The following is a 21,772-nucleotide window of genomic DNA, read 5'->3' as shown; positions in this document are numbered from 1 at the left end:
GATAGTAATTACTACATGGGCTCATTGTTGAAAATCGACAGCGCCCGCTAAGCCCATTTTGTGAGATAACCGTTTACGCCCTATATCCACGACCGCAAAGTTATATATCACGCTCGATTATAATACCACTTTCATGCGATCGAAGCTCCTGATTTGCATGGCCTTACTACTCGTCGTGCTGGCATGGGCAGGCCCGGGAGCACATGCATATAACGAAAGCGACGTCATCCAGCGTGTGGGCCCCTATGAGGTAGTGCCTGCTCACGTTATTGAGAATGAGACTGACAATGCCAGCCTGATCGGCGACACCAGCGGCGCCGACGGCACGATCACCTTCTGGCAATTGCCCCTGTGGATCCAGCTCACCCAGGTCACCTGGATAGCCACGTTATCAGCAACTGCACTGGCCCTGATCCTCAAGTTCGGGCCGCTGATTATAGGCAAGCTGAAGACGCCCCGGGACAACGAGATCAGGGACCGGATATACAATCACATTAAAGACAACCCCGGGTCGACCGTGGCCAGCATCGCCCGTAAAGAAGGCCTCAACCTCGGCACCGTCCGCTACCACGTCGGCCAGCTCCAGTCCACCCACCGGATCACCCTGGTCAAGTCCGACAAGTTTGTCAGGCTCTTCCAGAACTCCAATACATATACCGACCGGGAAAAGACCGTCCTGTCAGCCATCAATCGCCCCACGGCCCTGTCCATCGTCTCGTACCTCCACGACCACCCGGGCACCACCACTCCCCAGATCGCCGGCAGCATCAACATCACCGACAGCGGCACCAACGTCCAGCTGAAAAAGCTGCTGAGAGACCAGATCATCAGGGCAGAGCCGGCCGGGAGGTACCTGAGGTATTACCTGAGAGAGGATGTTAAAGCTCTCATCGACAGGCAAAGCTCGGCCTGACCATATTCGATTTAAAAGAAATCGACTGACGTTTCATATGTAGTATAGTCATGATTGATCTACGGTTGCCTGATCTTGTGTTTGTAGGCCGCCAAGCACTCGCCTAATGAAAAATGGATATTCAGGTAGAGGCTATGAAAAATTAATAGTTGGCCACGTATAGGTTGAAAATACCGCCAAGCCCGCCAAGAAGCCAAGAGCTAATTTTTCATGGAACGCCAAGAAGCCAAGCTCGCCAAGGGCTTTTCGATCAGAATTAAGACGAATATCTAATATGGCTTGGCTTTCCACGAAAAATGTGTTTCTTGGCGTTCCATGAAAAATGGCTCTTGGCGAGCTTGGCTCCTTGGCGGGCTTGGCGGTATTTTCGACTCACACAGGGCTAACTTTCAATTTTTCATAGCCTCTACCTGAAAATCCCCATTTATCATCCAGCGAGTGCTTGGCACCTTGGCGAGCTTGGCGGTATTTTCGACTCACACGGGGCCAACTTCCAATTTTTCACAGCCTTTACCTGAATACTCCATTTTCCATAAAGCGAGTGCTTCGTGTAAATGGTACGGGCACTCGTACAAAACGTTTTAGGGAAAATATACTTCGTGCAAACGATTCTGGCACTCACATTAAACTTTTACCGATCCAGCACGTCGGCCAGCCTGCGGCCCTCTGGCGTCAGCGAGTAAACATTAAGCCCCCGGTTGCCCTTTTCCATCCGCACCAGCCCGAGGTGGATCAATGAGCGCTCTTTCCCGTACCTCTTCCCGAACCCGGCGATGGCCCCGGTCGCGTTGGTGTAGGCAGTCCTCGTGTCCCGGGCGATGTCATACATCGTGGACGCAGTGGAGTGATACAGGTATAATAAAATCTTCTTCCGCACCGAGCTTCGCCCTATCGAAGCCACTATATCGTCGCTGAATTCTGACATGTTAACCCCATCAATCTACAAGGGTATGAAGAAGGTGTATATAACAGTCGTCTACGATTCGCTTAAGAACGAACAAAATTAGACGATTGGAAAGCCGGAGGTCGGGGAGTACCCGGGAGGCCGGGGAGGATTTTCAAGCTGGAAGGTTAGAGAGGTAAGAGAGGTCGGAGAGGAGGTCCGGGAGTGTGGTAAGGTCAGCGAGGATTACATTAAAAATCTCTGTGCGTCTCTGTGGCCTCTGTGGTGAACCGTTCTCTGTGAACCTCTGTGCGTCTCTGTGCCTCTGTGGTAAGCCGATCGCTCTGCTACGCCCGGGCTGAGAGAAAAATAAGGGGTAGATAAGCGCCGCTACGGACGCTTATCTTTAGCATGGCCCACGAAGGGCATCCACCAGTTGTACTTTTTCATCAGCACCATAATGGCGGGCACGAGCATGAGCCTGATCACCGTAGCGTCGAGGATGATTGCCAGGGACAGCACGAATCCGAACTCCTGTAGCTCGGCGCTGGTCGACAGGAGCATCGATCCGAAGGCCGAGGCCATGACGGCGCCGCACAGGGTGATGATCGAGCCGGTGGACTCGACGGCGGTTTCGATGGCTTCCTCGTCGCTCTTCCCTTTCATCACTTCTTCCCTCACCCTCGACACCAGGAAGATGTCGTAGTCCACTCCCAGTCCCATTAATGCGCAGAAGAGGAAGATGGGGAGGATCCATGAGGTGACGTAGCCGAACATTATCTGCATGATGAGCACGTAGGCGCCCAGGGTCCAGACTACGCTCATGAGGAGGGTGATGATCAGCCTGAGCGGGGTGAACACTGATCTCAGCACGGCGGCCAGCACCAGGAAGATGCCCACGAAGACTGCCAGGTACACGAGCGGGTAGTTGCTGGTGCAGGACTTCTGGTAGTCGTATATGCCCGCGACGCTGCCGCCGACCATGGTGGTGACGCCTGTGGCGGCGGTGTAGTCGGCCAGTTTGGCCCGTATCTCGTCTACGGACTGCATGTTCTCGTCCGAATACGGAGAGCCTTTGAAGGAGGCGTACAGGACCACGGTTCTGTCGTCATTGCCGAGGCTGTCGGTCATATACGACCGATAGTACTCCTTTTCCGTCATCGAGTAGACGGACAGGTTATTGTAGTTTATAGTGGCGCCCTCGGGCCGGGTGGGCGAGTTCACTTTGTCGATGCTATGGATGCCCGCGATCACGCCCGACAGATGTTCGATGGTGTCGAGCGAGGCGGCGGTATAGTTGCCCGATGCGTCGGTGACGTTCTGGGGCAGGGTGGCCAGGATCATGACCCGGTCGATGCTGCCGCTGCCCATCGCGGCGTTGATCGCGTCGAAGCCCTGTTTGCTCTCGATGCCGGGGGACATCATGGAGACGAAGTCGTTGCCCAGCGTGATCTGGGTGGCGAGCAGGACTGCGGGTATGCTGACCAGGATGGCGGCAATCAGGACAAGCCGGGAATGCTTGAGCACCTGTCTGGTGATCCTGGACCAAAGGTTCTTGACAATGCTGCTGTCGCCCGAGTTGTAGAGCTTGCGAGGCCAGAACAGCCGGTCTCCCACAAGCGTCAGTACCGCGGGGAGCAGCGTCGTCGCCACGAGGATGGCGCAGAAGATGCCGACGGCCACGCTGATGCCGATGCCGCCGAAGATGCCCCGGTCGACGAGCAGCAGCGCGCCGAAGCCGATCATGGCGGTGCTGCCGCTGGAGACGATGCTCTTGCCGGCGTGCTCTACGGCGGTGATGATCGACTCTTTCTGTTCCACGCCCTTCGACCGCTCCTCGGAGTACCTGGAGAGCAGGAAGACGCAGTAGTCGGTGCCCGCGCCCAACATGATCACCATGACGAAGGTCATGATCAGGCTGTACATGGGCATCACGTAGCTCAACAGGGTCAGCCCGCCGAAGGCGGCCACGATGGCGATGCCGATAGTTAATAATGGCACGAACGGGGTCAGGAATGATCTGAAGTACAGGCCCAGCAGGATCAGGATGAGGACGATCGCTATGCGGTCGATGTTGTTCACGTCGGCCATGGCCGCGGCTTCCGCGTCCAGGCTCATGGCGGTGCTGCCGGTGACGTGGGCGTCGACCTCGCCGTATTCGGGGCGGCTCTCGAGGCCGTCGACGCATGCCCGGATGGCGATGACGTTGTTCTTGGCGGACAGGGATTCGTCGCTGTCGCTGGTGCTGACCACGAACATCGTCAGGTTGCCGGCGGCGAGGTTCTTGACCACCGAGTCCGGCATCAGCTGCGGGTTTGTGTAGTCGTGGGTGGCCGCCCAGTCAGCGGCGAACGCCTCGACCTCTGCCTTCGTGGCGTTCCGGTCCAGGTCCAGCAGCGCGTACATGTAGGACAGGTTGCCGGTCAGGTTGAGCTCGTCGTTGACCTTGCCGACCACGAAGGCCTTGACCGTGGCGTCGCCCGGGTTGTCCCCGAGGTCGTAGACGTCGGCCAGAAAGTCCCTCTCAGTCTGGTTCAGGTCCTCGCCGGCCTTGCCCAGCACGTAGTCCCTGATGACAGTAGCGCCCGGGTTCGGGCCCCAACCGTAGATCACCAGGAAATCGGCCTTCTCCGACTCGTTCATGTCCTCAGTGGCCTTGCCGATAATGTATTTGTCGAAGGTCTCGTTAGTGGCCTGAGGGCCCAGGTTCCACGCGTCCCGGATCAGGTCTTTTACAGTGGAATTGTTCTGGGCGCTGACCGCTTTGTCGACGACGTAGCTGCCGATGCGGTTCCTGTCGTTGCCGAGGCCGTAAAGCTCACGGGCCTGCGAGGCTGCGTCGCCGTCCATGCCCGCTGTCACAAAGCCGAGAGTCAGTCCGTCGATGTCCCGGTTTCCGCTCTCCACCTGATCGTAGATGGCGTTCATCCGGGCACGATCGGCGTCAGAGGTCATCCCTCCCTGGCTCATGACCATGCCCACGAAGACGTTCTTTCTTGTCGAGGCGTCCTGGTATGCCTGTATCGACGGGAACGAGTCCAGTATGGCCTGCATCATCTGCTTCTCTTCAGCCGATGCAGGAGCGCTGTTGATGAAGTTCGCCGCGAAGCCGCCCTTAACGATGTCGCTGGCGTGCTGCACCGAGCTTCCGGACGGCGTCGTCCAGGTGGAGTTGAAGGCCTGCAGGTAGCCGATCGCCAGCTGCTGGGCCGGGCCAGATGGCACCGTACCAGCGATCTGATTGTATGCTGCCGCTTTTCTCGCTCCTTCGTCCATGCTGGTATTGGCAGCCCCGATGTCATCCCACGCCCGGGCGTAGCCCGCGGGCAGGCCGAAGAGCACGTCGCCGATGCCTTTCATCTGGGCCATGCCATCGTATGCTGTTTCGATCCCCGCCCTCGCATCGTACATCTGCTGGCTGGCGCCGGCCGCCTGGCCCCATGCGGTGTAGAGCTCGCTGTTGATCTTCGTGACGTTGTCCCGGAGGTAGTAAACGTCCCGGCTGGCGTCGGCCAGATCACGGGTGGCGTTGTACAGCTCGCGGTTTACGCTCGTGGTATTATTGTATAGATCGTGCAAGCCGGCGTGGAGGTCCGGCGAGGCGTTGACCAGCGCTTCCCGCTGGATGTCGTAGATCGACGACGTGGAAGTGATGTTCTTGACTGACCCGTTGTTGATCGACTGGTTCAGCTCGTCGATGAAGAGCGCGGAAGCAGTCTTGTTTTCTGACACTACGGCCACGATGATCTGGCTTTTGGCCGTGTCGGGGAACAGAGACTCGTAGACGTCGCCGGTCTTGACCGATTCCAGGTCGTCCGGGATGAAGGTTTCCATGTTGTATGAAAGGCGGTCCCCGAAGGTGATTGCCAGGGGAACTGCCGCCAGGAGTATGATGATCCAGACGGCGATGACCGCCACCGGGTGCCGGGTGATGAACTGGCCTAGTTCTTTGAACATGATGATCGCGCCTCCGGCGCTAACTATCCGTGAGTCGTGAATAAGCTGCGGTCCGTGGACGGGGTGATGTGCAGAGATCCTCTGGCGATGCCCAGTGCCCGTTCGATGAGCCTCTCGGCAGCCCGGAGCCGGGTATCATATCTGGCATCCTGTGGAGACCTGGACAGGGCGTCCTCCAGGTAGCCGAACGCGTAAGCCATCATCTCCACGGTCTCTTCGGGGTAGTCGACGTCGAACGCGCCCGCCTCGATGCCCTGCCTCACGATCTTCGTCATCAGCGGGATGGTCTCCCCGAACGACTTGATCATGTACTTCTGGTGGGTGACGAGGTTTTCCTCCGAGTGCAGGAACTCGACGAACTGCCGGTCGCAGGTGTGCATGCCGAGCGCGTCGTTCACGATGATCTCGACCTTTCTCAGGGGAGTCAGGCCCTCGTCAGCCAGCAGCCTTTCCAGCCCTGCCTTGTAGTTGTCGATGTAGTGGTCGATCACCGCGTTCAGGGCGTCGTCCTTCGAGTCGAAGTAGTAGTAGAAGGTGCCCTGTGCCACGCCGACTTTCTTCACGATGTCGCTGACCGAGGTCTGCTTGAAGCCTTTCTCGCGGAAGAGGATTTCTGCGGCCTCGATGAGCTCGCTCCTTCTGACGTCGGGGTTTTTCGAAACTCGCATTTTTATCACGACGTAATGATTGACTGATTGTAAGTCAGTGTTGACTGACGCTTAGTCAGTAAGAATTATTGGTATTTAAAGGTTTGCGAAATATGCTACAGACGCGTTACGGCAATCTATTTATTGCCCCGCCCCTTAACCAAATTCAGTTGTACTACCGCAACTTTACTTTAACAATCCATGACGAGGCATTTCATGACTATCCCCCGCATCATCGTCGCAGGCACCCACAGCGGCTGCGGCAAGACCACTGTAGCCAGCGGCCTGATGGCCGCGCTGGTTGCCCGTGGCTACACGGTACAGCCCTTCAAAGTAGGCCCGGACTTCATCGACCCGTCCCACCATACCGCCATCTGTGGCAGGGCGTCCCGCAACCTGGACGCGTTCATGATGGGCGAGCAGGGCATACTCGACACGTTTAATGCCGCCTCCGAAGGAGGCGCTGCCTGTGAGGGAGCCGATATTGCCGTCATCGAGGGCGTGATGGGCATGTACGACGGGCTGGAGGGTACGGATACGGCGAGCACCGCCCACGTTTCTAAAATCCTGAAAGCGCCGGTGCTGCTGGTCGTCGATACAGGAGGCATGTCCCGCAGCGCCGGTGCCCTGGTCAAGGGGTTCAGGGAGTTCGACCCGGCCGTCGACCTGGCCGGAGTGATCTTAAACCGGGTCGGAGGGGAGAGCCACAGGCGAATGATAGAGCCCTCCCTGCAGGTCAGGCCGGTCGGATGGATACCGTTCGAGAAGACGGTGAACGTGAAAAGCAGGCACCTGGGCTTAAATATGGCTCACGAGGCGGATACCCTGAAGAAGGCAGGGGAAATCGTCGAGAAATACTGTGATGTGGACGCGATTTTGCAGATCGCCGGACAGCCCCGCAAGACAGCGGCTGCCGACGGCGCGGGAATAACGGCCGCCAGGAAAGATGTCAAAATAGGCATCGCCATGGACGAGGCGTTCTGCTTCTACTACCGGGACAACTTCGACCGGCTGACCGAAGCGGGTGCAGATCTGGTCTTTTTCAGCCCCGCCCGGGACAGGCTCCCGGACGTCGACGCCGTTTACCTCGGCGGAGGCTACCCGGAGCTGCATGCCGGTAAGCTCGAAGCGTCCCGGTGCAGGGACGACCTGAAGAAAGCCGCAGAGGATGGCATGCCCGTCTACGCCGAGTGCGGCGGCCTGATGTACCTGACCGAGAGCATCTCCACGGCGGAAAAAGAGCACCGCATGGCCGGCATCCTCCCCGCAAAGGCGGTTATGACCACCCGCCTCCAGGCCCTGGGATACGTGGAAGCGAAGGCGATCGCCGGACCGCTGTTCGCCCGGGGCATGGAATACCGGGGCCACGAGTTCCACTATTCCAGGGTAGAGCACAACGGCGATGCCCGATTCGCCATCACGATGGCCAGAGGCAAAGGCATTGCAGACGGCCTCGACGGCATGTACGAGCACAACGCAGTCGGCACCTACACCCACGCCTACTTCACGCCAGAAATGGCCCGTGCCCTCGTCGACAGCGCCCGCAAGTATAGAAGAAGATAGGCCCTGTCCAATAAGCCAGCGCCTATTGAGTGCCGTTTGACGCTCTGATCTTTTTGAGCTCTGCCACGGGTGCTTCGGGGTGCTTTGTCAGGTGCTTTGCGGCCTCGGGGTGGTGGAGGAGGGTGCAGTCTTTGCAGCCCCATACTGGGCAGCCGCTGCTGCTCATGATCCATTCGCCCAGCTCGGGGTCTTCGCACGGGTACAGGGGGCAGAAGCAGTAGGTGCAGTCCTGGCCTTCGTAGTGGCACGGGTAGTATTTGCAGGCGCCTTTGCCGCGCTTCTCCGGGGGGAACTCGATCCACCGGAAGCCGTCGTCGCCGCTGGCGAGCACGAACAGCCTGCTTCTGAGGGCGCTTTCCTCGCCGATGCGGTGCTGGCGCTTGATGCCTTCAGTCACGCCCTTTTTCACGCACCGGTAGATGCTCTGGCCGATCTCGGTGGCGGTGCCGGAGTACTCGTACCGTGGGGGTTCGCAGATGCCGGTTTCCCGGGGCTCGGTGAGCACTGCGACGGCGTCAGTGGTGGTGCCGGTGAAGTCGAAGCCCATCTCGAACAGGGCTTTGGCTTTGGCTTCCGTGGCGGTGATGATGGCGCTGGACAACGCGCCTTCCGTCATCCTGCCGGGGATCACCAGTAGAATATTGATAGTGCCGGGCACGCCGGGGTCGTGGCACTGGTTGCTGACGCCGGCGGTGATAAACGCAGTGACGAGCCGGTCGCTGACGATGCACAGGTTGGTCATGTGCACGGCGGTCATGAAGCCGAAGTACGGGCGTTCCACTGCGAGAGAATCGGCTACCCCGTCCAGGTACTGCATCGGATCGGGCTCGTTGAAGTTTTTGCCGACCTCGTGGTTGATCACTGTCCGGACTCTGCCTCTGCCGCCGTTGATCCCGGTGCTGATGCCGTCGAAGTCGCCCTTTATGACCAGCGTTTTGTTCTTAACGTAGTATCTCACTTTCGCCACCGCCGCAGGGCCGGTCGGCCCGCGTGTTTTTCGATACTGTCTCCGCGCTGGCATAAATACTTAACTTGAGGCGGGGGCTTGCACAATAATCTATATATATGATCGTCATAAATACACAAGTAAATTTGATTTAACTTAAATTAATTTGAGGTGTGTGAATGATGAAGCGCATTACAATCGTAGCGATACTGATAGCACTGATCGTAGCTATGAGCGGCTGCACTACGCCGTCGCCCGGCCCTTCGGCCCCGGCGAGCCCTACCGCCACTCCGGCCGCCGGATCGGCTTTCCCCGTGACGATCACCGACGCCTTTGGCAAGACCACGACCCTTGATAAGGCTCCGGAGCGTATTGTGTCGCTCTCCGCCGCCAACACAGAGGTCCTCTTCGCCCTCGGGCTGGGGAGCAAGATCGTGGGAACCGACGACTACAGCGAGTACCCGCCCGAGGCGAAGAACATTACTCACGTCAGCGGGTATAGCGGCGTCAGCTACGAGAAGATCATAGCGGTTAACCCGGACGTGATCTTCGTGGAAGACATTGTGGGCGAAGAGGCTGTGACCAGCCTGAAGGATAAGGGATTCAAGGTCATTGAGGTCAAGAACAACAACATGAGCGCTATCGTGGAGACCATCGAGCTCATGGGAAGGGCCACGGGCACTGAGAGCAACGCTGCTGCGCTCATAGACGACATCAACGCCCGCATGGATGCCATCAACTCTAAGACTGCAGATCTGGACGAGAGTCAGAAGCCTACGGTGCTGCTGGTGGCAAGCTACCTGACCGGCGAGTCGATCTACGTGTACGGTGCCAACACCTACGGCGACGACATGATCAGGCTGACCGGCGGCATCAACGCAGCCGGAGACGTCACCGAGTACAAGGTCATGAGCACCGAGGCGATCATCGCGGCGGACCCGGACTTCATCATCATCCCGGTGGACGGCGTGATGACGACGCAGAGCAGCTTCGACAACTTCAGGTACGGCAACGAGTCGTGGATGCAGGGCCTGTCTGCCGTGAAGAACGGCAACGTGATCCAGGCCGACGGCAACGTGATGATGCGCCCCGGCCCGAGGATGCCGGACGCAGCCTTAGACATCGCCCGCGCGATCCACCCGGAGCTTTTCCCGTAAGCAACGGGTTTCTGACACAGTAAACGGCATGCCCTGTGTGCATGCCCCTTTTTTCCATGCCTTTTCATGGTAAACATTATTTACTAGATATCACTATCTACAATGGTCAATAATGATAGATTCCTCTACATGGGGATGCTCAAGTGTAAAATAATATAATAGATTGAGTCATATAAAAACTCAGGGATGCGGAATTGCAATGTTAGAAAAGATGTTTTACCCGGCAAGCGTTGCTGTTATCGGAGCATCGCAGGAGAAAGGTAAGGTAGGCAGAGATGTCCTCAACAACCTGATTGAGGAATTCAAGGGCGCGATCTACCCGATCAACCCCAAAGCGACGGAGATCGAGGGCATCAAGTGCTATAAAAGCGTGCTCGACGTGCCGGGCAGCATCGACCTCGCGGTCATCGTCATCCCCGCCAGGTTCGTCGCTCAGGCGGTTAAGGAGTGCGGCGAGAAGGGCATCAAGAACGTCATCATCATCTCCGCCGGCTTCAAAGAGGTCGGCGTAGAGGGTGCCCGTCTGGAGAACGAGGTCAAGGAAGTAGCCAAGAGCTACGGCATCCGCATCGTAGGTCCGAACTGCCTGGGCGTCCTCAACACGTACTCCGGGTGCAACGCCTCTTTTGCCAAGAAAATGCCGCCCCGGGGGCACATGTCTATCATTTCCCAGTCGGGCGCGCTGGGCACCGCCATCCTGGACTGGTCGGAGAAGACCGACATCGGCTTCGCCAACTTCGTGAGCTTCGGCAACAAGGCCGACCTCAACGAGATCGACTTCATGCAGGCGTGGAAGGACGACAAGGAGACCAACATCATCCTCGCATATCTCGAGAGCATTACCGACGGCCAGCGGTTCATCAACGTAGCCCGGGAGGTCTCCAGGGAGAAGCCCATCGTGATCATCAAGAGCGGCAGGACCAGCGCCGGCGCCAGGGCAGCCTCTTCGCACACGGGCAGCCTGGCCGGGGCTGACGCTGCGTACGATTCCGCATTCGCCCAGTGCGGCGTCATCAGGGCGGAGACCATGGACGAGTTCTTCGACCTCGCCGGCGGGTTCTCCAACCAGCCGATCCCCAAGGGCGACAGAGTCTGCATCGTGACTAACGCCGGCGGCCCGGGCATCATCGCCACCGACGCCTGCGAAAGGTACGGGCTGAAGATCGCCACGCTGTCCACCGAGACGGTGGACAAGCTCAAAACGACTCTGCCGCCTGCTGCCAACTTCTACAACCCGGTAGACGTGCTGGGAGACGCCCCCGCGAGGCTGTACGAGTTCGCGCTCAACACCGTGCTTGCCGACGACGGGGTCGACGGCGTCATCGTGGTCGCCACCCCGCAGTCCATGACGGACCCGGTAGGCATCGCCGAAGTCATCGCCAAGGCCAAGAAGACCACGGACAAGCCCATCTTGCCGTGCTTCGTAGGCGGCGTGGTCATGGACGAGGGCGTGAAAGTCCTCAGAAAGTACAAGCTGCTCAACTACAACGCCCCGGAGAGGGCGGCATACACTATGCGTATGCTGACGAAGTACAACAGCATCCGCAACAGGGTGTTCGAGAAGCCCCGGCAGTTCGAGGTGGACAAGGACACAGTACGCAAGGTCATCGACGACGCGAGGAAGGCAGGCATATCCGTCCTCGGCTTAGAGGCGCTCCCCGTCCTCGAGGCGTACGGCATTCCCACGCTCAAGTACCGCATTGTGGACAGCGCTGACAAGGCGGTCGCCACCGCGAAGGAGTTCGGCTACCCGGTAGTCATGAAGATCGTGTCCCCGCAGATCGTCCACAAGTCGGACGTGGGCGGCGTCAGGGTCGGCCTCGACAGCGACGAGGCGGTGCTGAACGCCTATAACAAGATGATGAGAGACGTCAAAGTGGCAGTGCCCCACTGCCAGATCAGCGGCGTCCTCATCCAGCAGATGGCGGTCGGGGGCAAGGAGGTCATCCTCGGCGTGAACAGAGACCCGCAGTTCGGCCCCCTCATCATGTTCGGCCTGGGCGGCATCTACGTCGAAGTGTTGAAGGACGTCCAGTTCAGGGTAGCCCCGCTGTCGGAGCACGACGCACTGGGCATGATCTACGGCATCAAGGCTCACCAGCTACTGGAGGGTGTCAGAGGCGAGAAGCCCGCCGACATCGAGAAGCTGGTAGAGTTCCTGCAGAGGCTGTCCCAGCTGGTCACCGACTTCCCGGAGATCCTGGAGCTGGACATCAACCCGGTCAAAGTGTACGAGAAGGGCACCGGCTGCCTGGCGCTGGACGCCAGGATGACCATCTCGTAAACGGAAAACAGCAAGGGCTGCCTCCGGGCAGCTCCGGACTATTTTTAATGCCGCCCGCGGAAGAAAGCATTTATTAATTCGCCCCCTAACCTACGGTAAAGAGAACAGTTGGGAAGGGTACGCTATGATCAGTTCGGGATTGAAGACTCAGATTCAGGACATCCTCGTGTCGCTCCTGATCATAGGCGTCATCGCGTCCATCCTCGCCATTCCCTTTTTCCGGCCTGAGTTGAGCATCTACATTACAATCATCGCGTTAGGGGCCTCGGTGGCGCTGCAGAAGTACATCGCCAGCTTCGCCGCCCACTTCGTCATCAGGCGGTCCAGCGCCGTCGACGTCGGCGACCGGATCATGATAGGCCACATCAAGGGCGACGTCCGGCACATCGGCCTCTTCCACATCATCCTCGACGAGGTCGGCGACGACGATAAAATGGGAGGCGAGCTCACCGGCAGGCTGCTCCACATCCCGAACCTGCTTGTCCTCGACCAGCCGGTGCGGAACTACTCCAAGGACTACTCGACCAGAGACCAGCTCATCACCTGCGACTACATCTTCGACGAGATCAGGATACCCCTGACGACCGATAGCGACGTCACGAAGGCGGCCCAGATATTAAGCGATCTGCTCAGGGTGGAAAACGCTGCCTTCGCCAGGCAGGCCATGGAAACCTTCAGTGAGGACGACCTGCCCAACTTCTTCCACGACCTGCAGAGCGGCCCTAAAATCACCATTCACATCGACGAGGAGAGGATCTGGATCAACGGCCGGTTCGTGACGACCATCAAGACCCGCAACGATCTGAAGACCAAGATCAGCCTTGAGTTTATAGAGAGGATACGGGGAGACGGCAGTATCCACCTTAAATAGCGGACATCTGCGCCGGCTACCTGACCGCATTCAGCTTATTCTCGTACCACTGCCTGAACTCCAGCAGCGCTCTCCGCCGATGGCTGACCTCGTTCTTCTGCTCCACCGTCATCTCTCCCACCGGGAACCTTCTGTATGAGAATATCGGATCGTACCCGAAGCCTCCGGTGCCGACTTCTTCGGTCAGCAGGTCGCCCCACCAGATGCCGGTGAACACGGTAGGCTCCTCGCCGGGGGCGCAGTAGGCCACTACTGAGCGGAACTCAGCCCGCCTCGCAGAAACGCCCTCCATCAGCTTTAAAATCCCCTTGTTGCCGATGGTTTTCTGGACGTACGCAGAATACGGTCCCGGGAAACCGTTCAGGGCGTCGATGAACAGCCCGGAGTCCTCGACGATGACGGGCCTGTCGAGCTCTACGGAGCAGTACCTTGCCCCGTACGCCGCTATCTTAGAGAGGTCATCCTCCTGCAGCTCCGGGTAGGTCATGTCGATCTGCTCGAGGTTGAAGTACTCCCGGAAGAGAGCCTGAGCCTCCCGGAACTTGCCGGCGTTGTGGGTGACAAAATAAAGTGTAGGTTTCTGCATAGTAGCTAATAGATTCCTGTGCAAAAAATTGTTTCGATAGGCACTTCCGGATAAATATATAATTATATAGGGGTAATATGGACTTAGCGGCTGAGTTAGTATGGCTGCCGCAGGCAGGATGTTTTTATGAAGACCGAGATCAGGCCCGGTATCTACTGGGTAGGAGCCATCGACTGGGACTTGCGAGACTTCCACGGGTACACCACCCCGAAAGGCTCGACGTATAACGCTTACCTCATCGTGGACGAGAAGGTGGCGCTGGTCGACACGGTCAAGGAGCCGTTCAAAGACGAGTTGTTGGCCCGCATCAGCGAGATCGTGGACCCGGAGAAGATCGACTACCTGATCGTCAACCACCTCGAAAGGGACCACTTCGGCTCGTTCGCCGGCGTCATGGAAGTGGCGAAGAATGCGCAGGTGTACTCCGGCACCATGGGCAGGAAGGGCATCGTGGACGTCTACGGAGAGCGGTGGCCGGTGACGGCGGTGAAGACAGGCAGCACGCTATCGCTCGGCAAAAAGACGCTTCGCTTCATCGAGACCCCCATGATGCACTGGCCGGACAGCATGATGACCTACGTAGAGGAGGATAAAGTCCTGCTGTCCAGCGACGCATTCGGGCAGCACGTGGCCTCATCGGAGCGGTTCGACAGGGACGCCAGCTTCGATCCGGTGGCGGAGGCTAAGACGTACTACGCCAACATCCTCATGCCCTTCTCCCACCTGATCCAGAGCCTGCTCAGCAAAGTGCCTGAGCTCAACCTCCAGCCAGAGATCATCGCCCCCGACCACGGCGTCATCTGGACAGACCCCGGAAAGATCATCGAAGCCTACGGCCGGTGGTCGAGGTTCGAGGCCAGGCCCAGAGTGGTCATCGCCTACGATACCATGTGGGGCAGCACCGAGAAGATGGCTCACCTGCTGGCCGAAGGAGTGATGGACGAGGGCGGAGTAGAGGTGAAGTTCTTCAACATCCGCAAGTCCACGAACAGCGAGATCATCAGCGAGATCCAGGACGCTAAAGCCGTGCTACTCGGCTCCGCCACGCTGAACAACGGCATATTCCCGCCGGTCGGAGGCTTCCTGTACTACCTCAAAGGCCTCAGGCCACAGAATAAGATCGCCATGGGCTTCGGCTCCTTCGGGTGGATGGGCGGAGCCGTAAAAGAGATCACCGCCCGGCTCAAAGAGACAGACATGGAAGTCCTGGACGGGCTGGAGATCCGGTATCCTGCCACTAAAGCTCAGGTGGAACAGTGCCGGGAGACAGGCAGGATGATCGCCAGGAAAGTCAAAGGAGGCCAGTAAAAAGATGAAATGGATGTGCAAAGTCTGCGGCTACATACACGAAGGCGAGGAACCCCCCGAAATATGCCCGATATGTGGGGCGCCGACAGAAGAGTTCGTGCAGGTGCCGTAAAAAAGTACAGGGGCAGCCGGGTTAACCAGCCCCCATACTCTTTAGGCTCTCAGGCCCCGAACTTCTTGGTATTGTTTATCAGGTCCATGGCGATGTTCATGACGTCCATGCCCCTGATGCGACACAGCCCGCCCTTGTGGGCGGTGAGCTCGGTGTACCTCGTCACTTCGTCGACTCTGACCCCGGGGCCGTTCATCAGGATGGGCACCGGGTCTGCGGAGTGATCTTTCAGCGTTACGGGGGTGCTGTGGTCGACGGTGATGATGACCAGCGTGTCCTTGAGGTTCTTGAGCGGGGCGAACGCTGCATCCACCGCTTCCAGGAACTGGACTTTTCTCTCGAAGCCGCCGTCGTGGCCGGCCTCGTCCGCGCCCTTGATGTTCAGCAGCACGAAGTCGTGGGTCTGCAGCGCCTCCAGGGCCTTATTCACCTTTACGCTGATCCGTTCCACCGGCTCCATGCTTTCCATGCCGCTGACGGTGAGGTGTTCAAGGCCGCACATCTTGCCTATACCGATAATCAGGCCGGCGTTGGCCACTACTGCGGCCTTCAAGCCGTGCCTCTCGGGGAAGGGCGGTATGTGAGGCACTTCGCCGGCGCCCCGGATGAGGATAACGTTGCCTGCAGGCAGGCCCATTTTGCGGCGCTCGACGTTGACCGGGCTCTGGTCGATGGCTTCCAGCACCTGCTTCGAGACGCTGTTCACGATTTCAGCCGTCCGCTTTGCCTCCGGGGAGTCGTCGGTCGGGTGGCACTCCTTAATAGGAAGACCTTCTTTCTTCGGGTCGGTGTCCGTGATCGCGGCGGAGAGGCCTTTTCCTCTTAGCACCAGCGCAGCCCTGTGGCCGGTGGAGCGCTTGAAGATGACCTCGACGCCGGGCACTTTGACCTTCTCGTTGATGGCCTTCGCCAGCTCGTCGGTATCCTCTATGCGGCCTGCCCTGCGATCGGTGACTATGCCGCCCTCCAGAGTGGCGAAGTTACACCTGAAAGCGATGTCCCCGCCCTTGACTTCGATGCCCACCCCGGCGGCCTCGAAGGGGCCTCTGCCAGTGTAATACTTATATGGATCGTACCCGAGGATGGCGAGGTGAGAGGTGTCTGACCCCGGCCGGATGCCCGGGGCGATGGTGTCCATGAGGCCGTTGATGCCGCCGAAGGCGAGCGCGTCCAGGTTGGGAGTGACCGCGTGAGCGAGCGGAGTGGTGCCGTTGACCGGACGATCGGACGCCCCGTCCAGCACGATGAGCAAAATTTTACTAGCCACGTCTGACATAGAAATCATACATAAATAGCCTGCCATGTATAAATAATTGCGAACCAGTTGTCAGTATAATAATAAAATTATGCGCCTTAAACGGGCCGGCGCTCGCATGTTTATAAACCCCTATAAGTAAATTTTTGTAACAATATGCTTTTATATGTTTTATTCTAATAGGTTACTGATGAACCTCCTGGACAACTTGACCAAGGAAAAGATCGAAAACAAAGTGGACATGGTGTTTAAGGAAATCAGGAACGCAAAGACTCCGGAGGAGATCGTCCCGCTCCTGATAGAGCTAACCGAGTTCATCGACCGGGAGAACCTCACCCCAGAGCAGCTTGAGGAACTGAAAGGCATGGGGGCCAGAGCGATGGCCAGACACAGCCGCATGGAGATGCTCAACAACATCGGCGCCGTTGTATCTATCGTCACCGCCAGCATGATCGCCGGCTCCGCCATCACGATCATGTACTACCTGCTCACGACAGGCATAGACAGCCCCGCCGCAATTCTGCTCACCCCGCTCGCGCTGCTGCCGGTCTACCTGCTATACTACGGCAAGACCCAGAAGTGGTTTAGCGAGTAGAGCATACGCCCACATTTTTCAAGAAGTTATCACCAGGCCGGCGGAAAACAAACAAGCGCTGTGCTATGACCGCAACTAGCCTATGCCCGCTTACTCGACTCTCCGAGGACAATGCCTGTCGCTATCAGGTGAGCGAGTCTCAGGGGCTCTGGCAGCCGGCTGTGGATGGCGGTGGCTGCGACGAGTTCTGCTGCGGCGGCGGTTTCGATGCCCTGGCACTGGATGTATACGGGCTGACCTCGCCAGGGGGTCTGCACTTCCGTAATGGGCCCTGCGTTCAGGATGGCCTGGTACCTTAGCTCCGGGTCCGGCAGATTGTCCAGCGCTGCTTTGATGCTGGCCATGTCGGGCAGGTGTCTCATGACTGCGATGACAGGCAGTCCCGTTGCCCGGTGCAGCTCTTTCAGGTCGACCACGTTGAAGCCCCCGAATGTGACGCCGTTCAGCATGACGATCCGGATCTGGCCGTAGTGCTTGCTTCCGGTGATCATGGCCGCAAGGCGCTCGCCTGCATCCGTGCCGTCTCTGGCGACGCAGGTGCTGAGCACGCCGTCTACCCAGCCGCTGCCCCGCAGCAGAGCTCCGACTACGAGGATGCGGTCGGATAAAAGGGGCGAGTCGTCGATGCCGAGGATGCGGATCTCGGGCTTTGGTTTAGAGCGCAACCGCTAGTCACCCCTGTCCTGTGCCCGGCGCACGGCCATGAACTATGCAGGGTGGACGGACGAGAAATTCGGGCAGTTTTACAGCGATCGCTATTGAGCTGAAAGCACTGCCGTAGAGAAGGAAAAGTCTCCGAGCCATAAGTGAACCCGCCCGCCTGAACCCCGCGGCGGGGCTATCATTTCAGGTATCTGGCGGGCCAAGCTATAATATTTTGCCCGCCGAAATTTTTTTCGTGTACAAAAAAATCCTGGTCCCGGTAGACGACTCGGAGCAGAGCTTCGGCGCGGTCAAAACAGCAGGCCTGATAGGGTCGACGACAGGCGCGTCCTTGACCTTGCTGCACGTGCGGAAGCCGGTGCCGGAAGTAATCACGGACATGGTGACGAGAGACAAGCTCTTCGAGCTTCCGGAGAAAGAGAAAGAAAAGGCGCTTTTCCAGCGGTGCCGCGAGGCCCTGGAAGAGTACGGGGTGAAGGCCGATGCCAGGACCGTCGTCAGCGAGAACGTGGCGGAGGCGATCATAGACGAGGCTTCGGCCGGGAATTATGACGCTATAGTGATGGGGCACCGGGGCCGCAGGCACTTAAAACAGCTGTTGATGGGCAGCGTCGCCCATGGAGTGCTGGTGGAAAGCAGGTGCACGACGATCATGGTGCACCAGCCGGACAGACAGGGGAGCAGGCAGTAGGGCAAGCAGGCAGATATGATGGTTGGCGGTAAGGCAGTGATGTGGGTATGAGAGAAAGGACGTTTGTGGGTAAGGTGCTGTTCAGGCGGGAGAGCCTGGTGCTGGACGTGCTGCATCGCTATCGATCTTCCCGGATGCTGCTGTTCATGGCCGCCATCATCATCGCAGGCTGCGTGCTCGTCATCGCCTTCTCCCAGATCGCCCTGCTGTTGCCGGGTGACATGCAGCAGAGCGGTTTTTACATGCTGGTCGTCTCGGGCCTGGCAGGGCTTTTTATCATATCAGCTCTCGTGGCGATCCTGGGCGAACGGAGGACCACGGTGATCACCGACGCTGGCATACTCTACGGCGACATGTTCCAGAGGTGGCCGGAGATCCGGTGCTGCGAAATGCGCAAGACCAGGCGGGGCCTGATCGTCTGGATCCGGACCAGAAAGCGCATCCGCATGTACTTCCGGGGCAGGGACTCGGAGATCGTGGAGAAGCTCTTCAGGTCTTTCTGCCGCAAGGATGCTTTTGATTACGAGTGCGCTTAGCCCCCGGAGCATAATCCATAAAGCCAACCGTAACATAATACGCAGAGGAGATAATTCTCATGTCTGCGCCGACCGGGGGCCCTTTCAGCCCCGATAATCCCCTGGTGGCAGGAGCCGGCAAATCCCGGAAGCCGCCACACATAATTACTCTGCTGTTGCTGCCGCTGGTCATCGTCATCGCGTTCTCGCTGATCGGAGGCATGATCCTGAATGCAGTTCTGCCGGAGAATATAGCAGGCTCGTCTCTGGCCCTGGCGTTAGTAGTCCAGAACCTCGACTACGTCATCCCGTTCGGGCTGATGATCGTCGCGCTGGCGGCGTGGGTGCTGCTCCGGGAGAAGAGGCCGCTGTCGACGCTGGGGCTGGGCAGGAGGGGTGCTGCCTGGAAATATGCGTTGGGCATGGCCTGCGGGATAGCCCTGTACCTGGTCTGCATGGCCTTGCTGATTGCAGCCGGCGCAGTCCGGGTGGAACAGGCTCTGGAATTTGGGCCGCTCGTCGCCCTGCTGGTCATTTGGGGCATGGCGGGCTTCGTCGTCCAGGGTGCGGCAGAGGAGATCATCTTCAGGGGCTGGCAACTGCCGGCCCTGGCGTCGAAGTACGGGATACCTGTAGCTGTCGGGCTCTCTGCCCTGACCTTTACCGCGCTGCACCTGATCGCCGATGTCGACAGCCTCCTGGTCTTCCCGTTCCTGTTCGTGTTCGCCGTGCTCCTGTCACTGTACGCACTGTCTGACAGGTGTATATGGGGTGTCTGCGGCTTCCACGCCGCGTGGAACTGGATGGACACCAACCCGTTCGGCATAGCGGGACAGGGAACCACGTTCAGTACGTCACTCTTCAGCTACACGGTCACCGGCGACCTGTACTACGCAATCAACATCGCAGTCCTGTGCGCCGGAATTGTCGTCCTGCTGGCCATGCTGGCTGCCAGGGCCAGAAATTCGGGTAGCGAGCCGCTCCCGGGCGAAAGAGTCAAAGAGAACGCGTGATACTGGCAGGCATTATGTTCCAGTGCAGAATCGACGCTGAAACCGAGCTCCGGCTGGTGGAAGAGCAGGATGTGCAGGAGATCTTCGAGCTGATCGACAGCAGCCGGGAACACCTCAGGCCCTGGCTCCCCTGGGTGGACCTGACGACCACCTCCGAGGACACGGCCGGGTTCATCCGCCGATCGCTGGAGCAGCACGAGAAGAACGAGGCGATCATCCTGGCCTTGATGTACAGGGGTAAGATCGCCGGCATTGTCTCGCTGGTCACCATCGACTGGGAGAACGAAAAGGCGGAAATGGGATACTGGATCGGCACACAATACAGGGGAAAAGGACTGGCGACCAGGGCATGCCGTGCCCTTGTCACGACAGCTTTCGAAGACCTCGGGCTGCACCGGGTGGAGATCCGCGTGGCGACAGAGAATGGCCGCAGCCGGGCGATCGCTGGGAGGCCGGGCTTTACTCAGGACGGGGTCCTCCGGGAGGCAATATTGCTCTACGGCCGCTACCACGACATGGTGGTTTACTCGATGCTGAAGGCCGAATGGCCGGCAGCACTGTCCCGCACCCGGCCGAAGGCGCCATGATTAAGGGGCCACTCTACATTTTTCTGGCCCGGAAAGAGCGGGCAACCTAATTATGCTTCGATGACGTCGTCTTCATGGGGATCATGGCATGGGCATAGATAAGAACGTCAAAGTCGAGCACGAGGATGTGGAGGAGCACAGGCCGCTGACCGGCGCTGAGAAGGCGGAAGTGAAAAGGTACGAGAAAGCGAAGGAAAAGCGCGAGATCGAGGCCGGCTACCGGACTGAGATTGACAAGGGCAAGTAATAGCTAGTATAGCCCTATGTGAACTTTTTTTAGGCCTGGCAAAGGATAAGTTTAAGGAGATGGCCCGTGTACCCCGCAGGAATATTATATAAACGTCGTGATAGTAGTTACCTGGTGAGGAGATTGTATGCCAGAGTTCGCTACTAATTTTTCGGGCATGAAAGCAGACCGGAAGCTGACCGACGAAGAGCTCAAGAGGGCGATACGCTTCGATATCGCAGCTGAATACGAGGCAGTCCAGCTTTACCTTCAGCTCGCCGAGTCTACGGATAACAAGCTGGCCATCGCGGTACTGAGAGACATAGCGGAGGAAGAGCTGGAGCACGTGGGCGAATTTCTGAGGCTGCTGGACGAGCTGGCTCCGGACGAGAAAGCGCACTACGAGGAAGGTGCCAGGGAAGTCGAGGAGATGATGAAGAAGCTCAAGGCCAGGAAAAAGTAGAAGACGTGACACTCGTCCCGTAATCATTTTGATAAAGCCCCGCATATATCCACATTTATGGCGGGGCAGGAATTCGAGGCAATTCTGGTCAAGGACGACGACAGCGGCGGAGCAGGAGTAAAGATACCCTTCGACGTGCAGCAGGCGTTCGGCCGAAAAGGCCAGGTGAAAGTGCGCTGTACCATAGACGGCGTCGAGTACAGGGGGTCAATCCACCCCTATGGAGGCGTCTATTACCTGGGCGTGGTGAAGAAGATCCGGGAGGCCATCGGCAAGGAGCCCGGGGATAGCGTGCACATAACCATGGACGTGGACGACGCGCCGAGAGTCGTAGACATGCCGGAAGACCTTGCCCGGGCATTGTCAGGCTGCGAGATGGCACGTTCGGCCTTCGAGAAGCTGTCCTATACCCATAAAAGGGAGTACATAGAGTGGATCACGGAGGCGAAGAAAGAGGAGACCAGAGCCCGGCGCATAGCGAAGACCATAGAGAAGCTGAACGGTAGCGCGGCTACTGTTAGTAGCGGTAAGTAGCGG

Annotated in this window: 22 protein-coding genes; 15 read left to right on the top strand and 7 right to left on the bottom strand. The window is 58.4% G+C overall.

The window, feature by feature from the left end:
* Positions 1 to 133 precede the first annotated feature (133 nt).
* On the top strand, positions 134 to 913 hold the full coding sequence (locus RCI_RS10045) for a winged helix-turn-helix transcriptional regulator (protein ID WP_012036325.1): 780 nt from the start codon (positions 134 to 136) through the stop codon (positions 911 to 913).
* Positions 914 to 1,544: 631 nt separating this feature from the next.
* Here the strand turns inward: RCI_RS10045 and RCI_RS10040 are convergent.
* The 3 genes from RCI_RS10040 to RCI_RS10030 form a co-directional block, all read right to left on the bottom strand.
* Entirely contained in the window at positions 1,545 to 1,838 is a 294-nt protein-coding gene (locus RCI_RS10040) for a putative transcriptional regulator (protein WP_012036324.1), read from the bottom strand.
* Positions 1,839 to 2,186: 348 nt separating this feature from the next.
* The gene (locus RCI_RS10035) at positions 2,187 to 5,753 is read right to left on the bottom strand and encodes an MMPL family transporter (RefSeq protein WP_012036323.1); all 3,567 of its coding nucleotides are present in this window, start codon (positions 5,751 to 5,753) and stop codon (positions 2,187 to 2,189) included.
* 23 nt (positions 5,754 to 5,776) lie between these two features.
* A complete protein-coding gene (locus tag RCI_RS10030) occupies positions 5,777 to 6,421 on the bottom strand; it encodes a TetR/AcrR family transcriptional regulator (RefSeq protein WP_012036322.1) in 645 nt (214 codons plus the stop codon).
* A gap of 180 nt (positions 6,422 to 6,601) precedes the next feature.
* Between RCI_RS10030 and RCI_RS10025 the strand changes: the two genes are divergently transcribed.
* Positions 6,602 to 7,963, top strand: coding sequence for a cobyrinate a,c-diamide synthase (locus RCI_RS10025; protein WP_012036321.1), 1,362 nt, complete (start codon positions 6,602 to 6,604; stop codon positions 7,961 to 7,963).
* Between the two features lie 22 nt (positions 7,964 to 7,985).
* On the opposite strand, the gene RCI_RS10020 is transcribed toward RCI_RS10025, so the two are convergent.
* Positions 7,986 to 8,921 carry an adenosylcobinamide amidohydrolase gene (locus RCI_RS10020; RefSeq protein WP_012036320.1) on the bottom strand — a complete coding sequence of 312 codons (936 nt, stop codon included), beginning with the start codon at positions 8,919 to 8,921 and terminating at the stop codon, positions 7,986 to 7,988.
* 167 nt (positions 8,922 to 9,088) lie between these two features.
* Here RCI_RS10020 and RCI_RS10015 point away from each other — a divergent pair, with 167 nt between their 5' ends.
* The 3 genes from RCI_RS10015 to RCI_RS10005 all read left to right on the top strand — a co-directional run bounded on the left by RCI_RS10015 (position 9,089) and on the right by RCI_RS10005 (position 13,221).
* The gene (locus tag RCI_RS10015; RefSeq protein ID WP_048198439.1) at positions 9,089 to 10,066 is read left to right on the top strand and encodes an ABC transporter substrate-binding protein; all 978 of its coding nucleotides are present in this window, start codon (positions 9,089 to 9,091) and stop codon (positions 10,064 to 10,066) included.
* 199 nt (positions 10,067 to 10,265) lie between these two features.
* The gene (gene acs, locus RCI_RS10010; RefSeq protein WP_012036318.1) at positions 10,266 to 12,350 is read left to right on the top strand and encodes an acetate--CoA ligase alpha subunit; all 2,085 of its coding nucleotides are present in this window, start codon (positions 10,266 to 10,268) and stop codon (positions 12,348 to 12,350) included.
* Between the two features lie 124 nt (positions 12,351 to 12,474).
* Positions 12,475 to 13,221 (top strand): mechanosensitive ion channel domain-containing protein, encoded by a 747-nt coding sequence (locus tag RCI_RS10005; protein ID WP_012036317.1) that lies wholly within the window; start codon positions 12,475 to 12,477, stop codon positions 13,219 to 13,221.
* A gap of 16 nt (positions 13,222 to 13,237) precedes the next feature.
* Here the strand turns inward: RCI_RS10005 and RCI_RS10000 are convergent, their stop codons facing one another.
* Positions 13,238 to 13,807, bottom strand: a complete 570-nt coding sequence (locus RCI_RS10000; RefSeq protein WP_012036316.1) for an XTP/dITP diphosphatase — start codon at positions 13,805 to 13,807, stop codon at positions 13,238 to 13,240.
* Between the two features lie 126 nt (positions 13,808 to 13,933).
* Between RCI_RS10000 and RCI_RS09995 the strand changes: the two genes are divergently transcribed.
* Positions 13,934 to 15,115, top strand: coding sequence for an FprA family A-type flavoprotein (locus RCI_RS09995; RefSeq protein ID WP_012036315.1), 1,182 nt, complete (start codon positions 13,934 to 13,936; stop codon positions 15,113 to 15,115).
* A 4-nt stretch (positions 15,116 to 15,119) separates the two neighbouring features.
* A complete protein-coding gene (locus RCI_RS17575; protein ID WP_048198438.1) occupies positions 15,120 to 15,227 on the top strand; it encodes a rubredoxin-like domain-containing protein in 108 nt (35 codons plus the stop codon).
* A 49-nt stretch (positions 15,228 to 15,276) separates the two neighbouring features.
* Here the strand turns inward: RCI_RS17575 and RCI_RS09985 are convergent, their stop codons facing one another.
* Complete coding sequence (locus RCI_RS09985; protein ID WP_048199237.1) at positions 15,277 to 16,503, bottom strand: 2,3-bisphosphoglycerate-independent phosphoglycerate mutase; 1,227 nt, start codon at positions 16,501 to 16,503, stop codon at positions 15,277 to 15,279.
* A 169-nt stretch (positions 16,504 to 16,672) separates the two neighbouring features.
* On the opposite strand from RCI_RS09985, the gene RCI_RS09980 reads away from it, so the two are divergent.
* Positions 16,673 to 17,077: a hypothetical protein gene (locus tag RCI_RS09980; RefSeq protein ID WP_048198436.1), complete on the top strand. Its 405-nt coding sequence runs from the start codon at positions 16,673 to 16,675 to the stop codon at positions 17,075 to 17,077.
* Positions 17,078 to 17,157: 80 nt separating this feature from the next.
* On the opposite strand, the gene RCI_RS09975 is transcribed toward RCI_RS09980, so the two are convergent.
* Entirely contained in the window at positions 17,158 to 17,742 is a 585-nt protein-coding gene (locus RCI_RS09975) for an endonuclease dU (protein WP_012036312.1), read from the bottom strand.
* A 233-nt stretch (positions 17,743 to 17,975) separates the two neighbouring features.
* On the opposite strand from RCI_RS09975, the gene RCI_RS09970 reads away from it, so the two are divergent.
* From RCI_RS09970 to RCI_RS09945, 7 genes are all read left to right on the top strand, one after another.
* Positions 17,976 to 18,431, top strand: coding sequence for a universal stress protein (locus tag RCI_RS09970; protein ID WP_012036311.1), 456 nt, complete (start codon positions 17,976 to 17,978; stop codon positions 18,429 to 18,431).
* 47 nt (positions 18,432 to 18,478) lie between these two features.
* On the top strand, positions 18,479 to 18,967 hold the full coding sequence (locus RCI_RS09965) for a hypothetical protein (RefSeq protein WP_048198435.1): 489 nt from the start codon (positions 18,479 to 18,481) through the stop codon (positions 18,965 to 18,967).
* 59 nt (positions 18,968 to 19,026) lie between these two features.
* Positions 19,027 to 19,959, top strand: a complete 933-nt coding sequence (locus RCI_RS09960) for a CPBP family intramembrane glutamic endopeptidase (protein WP_012036309.1) — start codon at positions 19,027 to 19,029, stop codon at positions 19,957 to 19,959.
* Positions 19,960 to 19,973: 14 nt separating this feature from the next.
* Positions 19,974 to 20,546 carry a GNAT family N-acetyltransferase gene (locus RCI_RS09955; RefSeq protein WP_012036308.1) on the top strand — a complete coding sequence of 191 codons (573 nt, stop codon included), beginning with the start codon at positions 19,974 to 19,976 and terminating at the stop codon, positions 20,544 to 20,546.
* 88 nt (positions 20,547 to 20,634) lie between these two features.
* Complete coding sequence (locus RCI_RS17030; RefSeq protein ID WP_158308906.1) at positions 20,635 to 20,793, top strand: hypothetical protein; 159 nt, start codon at positions 20,635 to 20,637, stop codon at positions 20,791 to 20,793.
* Positions 20,794 to 20,920: 127 nt separating this feature from the next.
* Entirely contained in the window at positions 20,921 to 21,235 is a 315-nt protein-coding gene (locus tag RCI_RS09950; protein WP_012036307.1) for a ferritin family protein, read from the top strand.
* Positions 21,236 to 21,292: 57 nt separating this feature from the next.
* Positions 21,293 to 21,769 (top strand): YdeI/OmpD-associated family protein, encoded by a 477-nt coding sequence (locus RCI_RS09945; protein ID WP_012036306.1) that lies wholly within the window; start codon positions 21,293 to 21,295, stop codon positions 21,767 to 21,769.
* The last annotated feature ends 3 nt before the right edge of the window (positions 21,770 to 21,772 follow it).

It is taken from the genome of Methanocella arvoryzae MRE50, from assembly GCF_000063445.1.
Taxonomy (GTDB): domain Archaea; phylum Halobacteriota; class Methanocellia; order Methanocellales; family Methanocellaceae; genus Methanocella_A; species Methanocella_A arvoryzae.
This window is presented reverse-complemented; position numbering and strand designations above follow the sequence as displayed.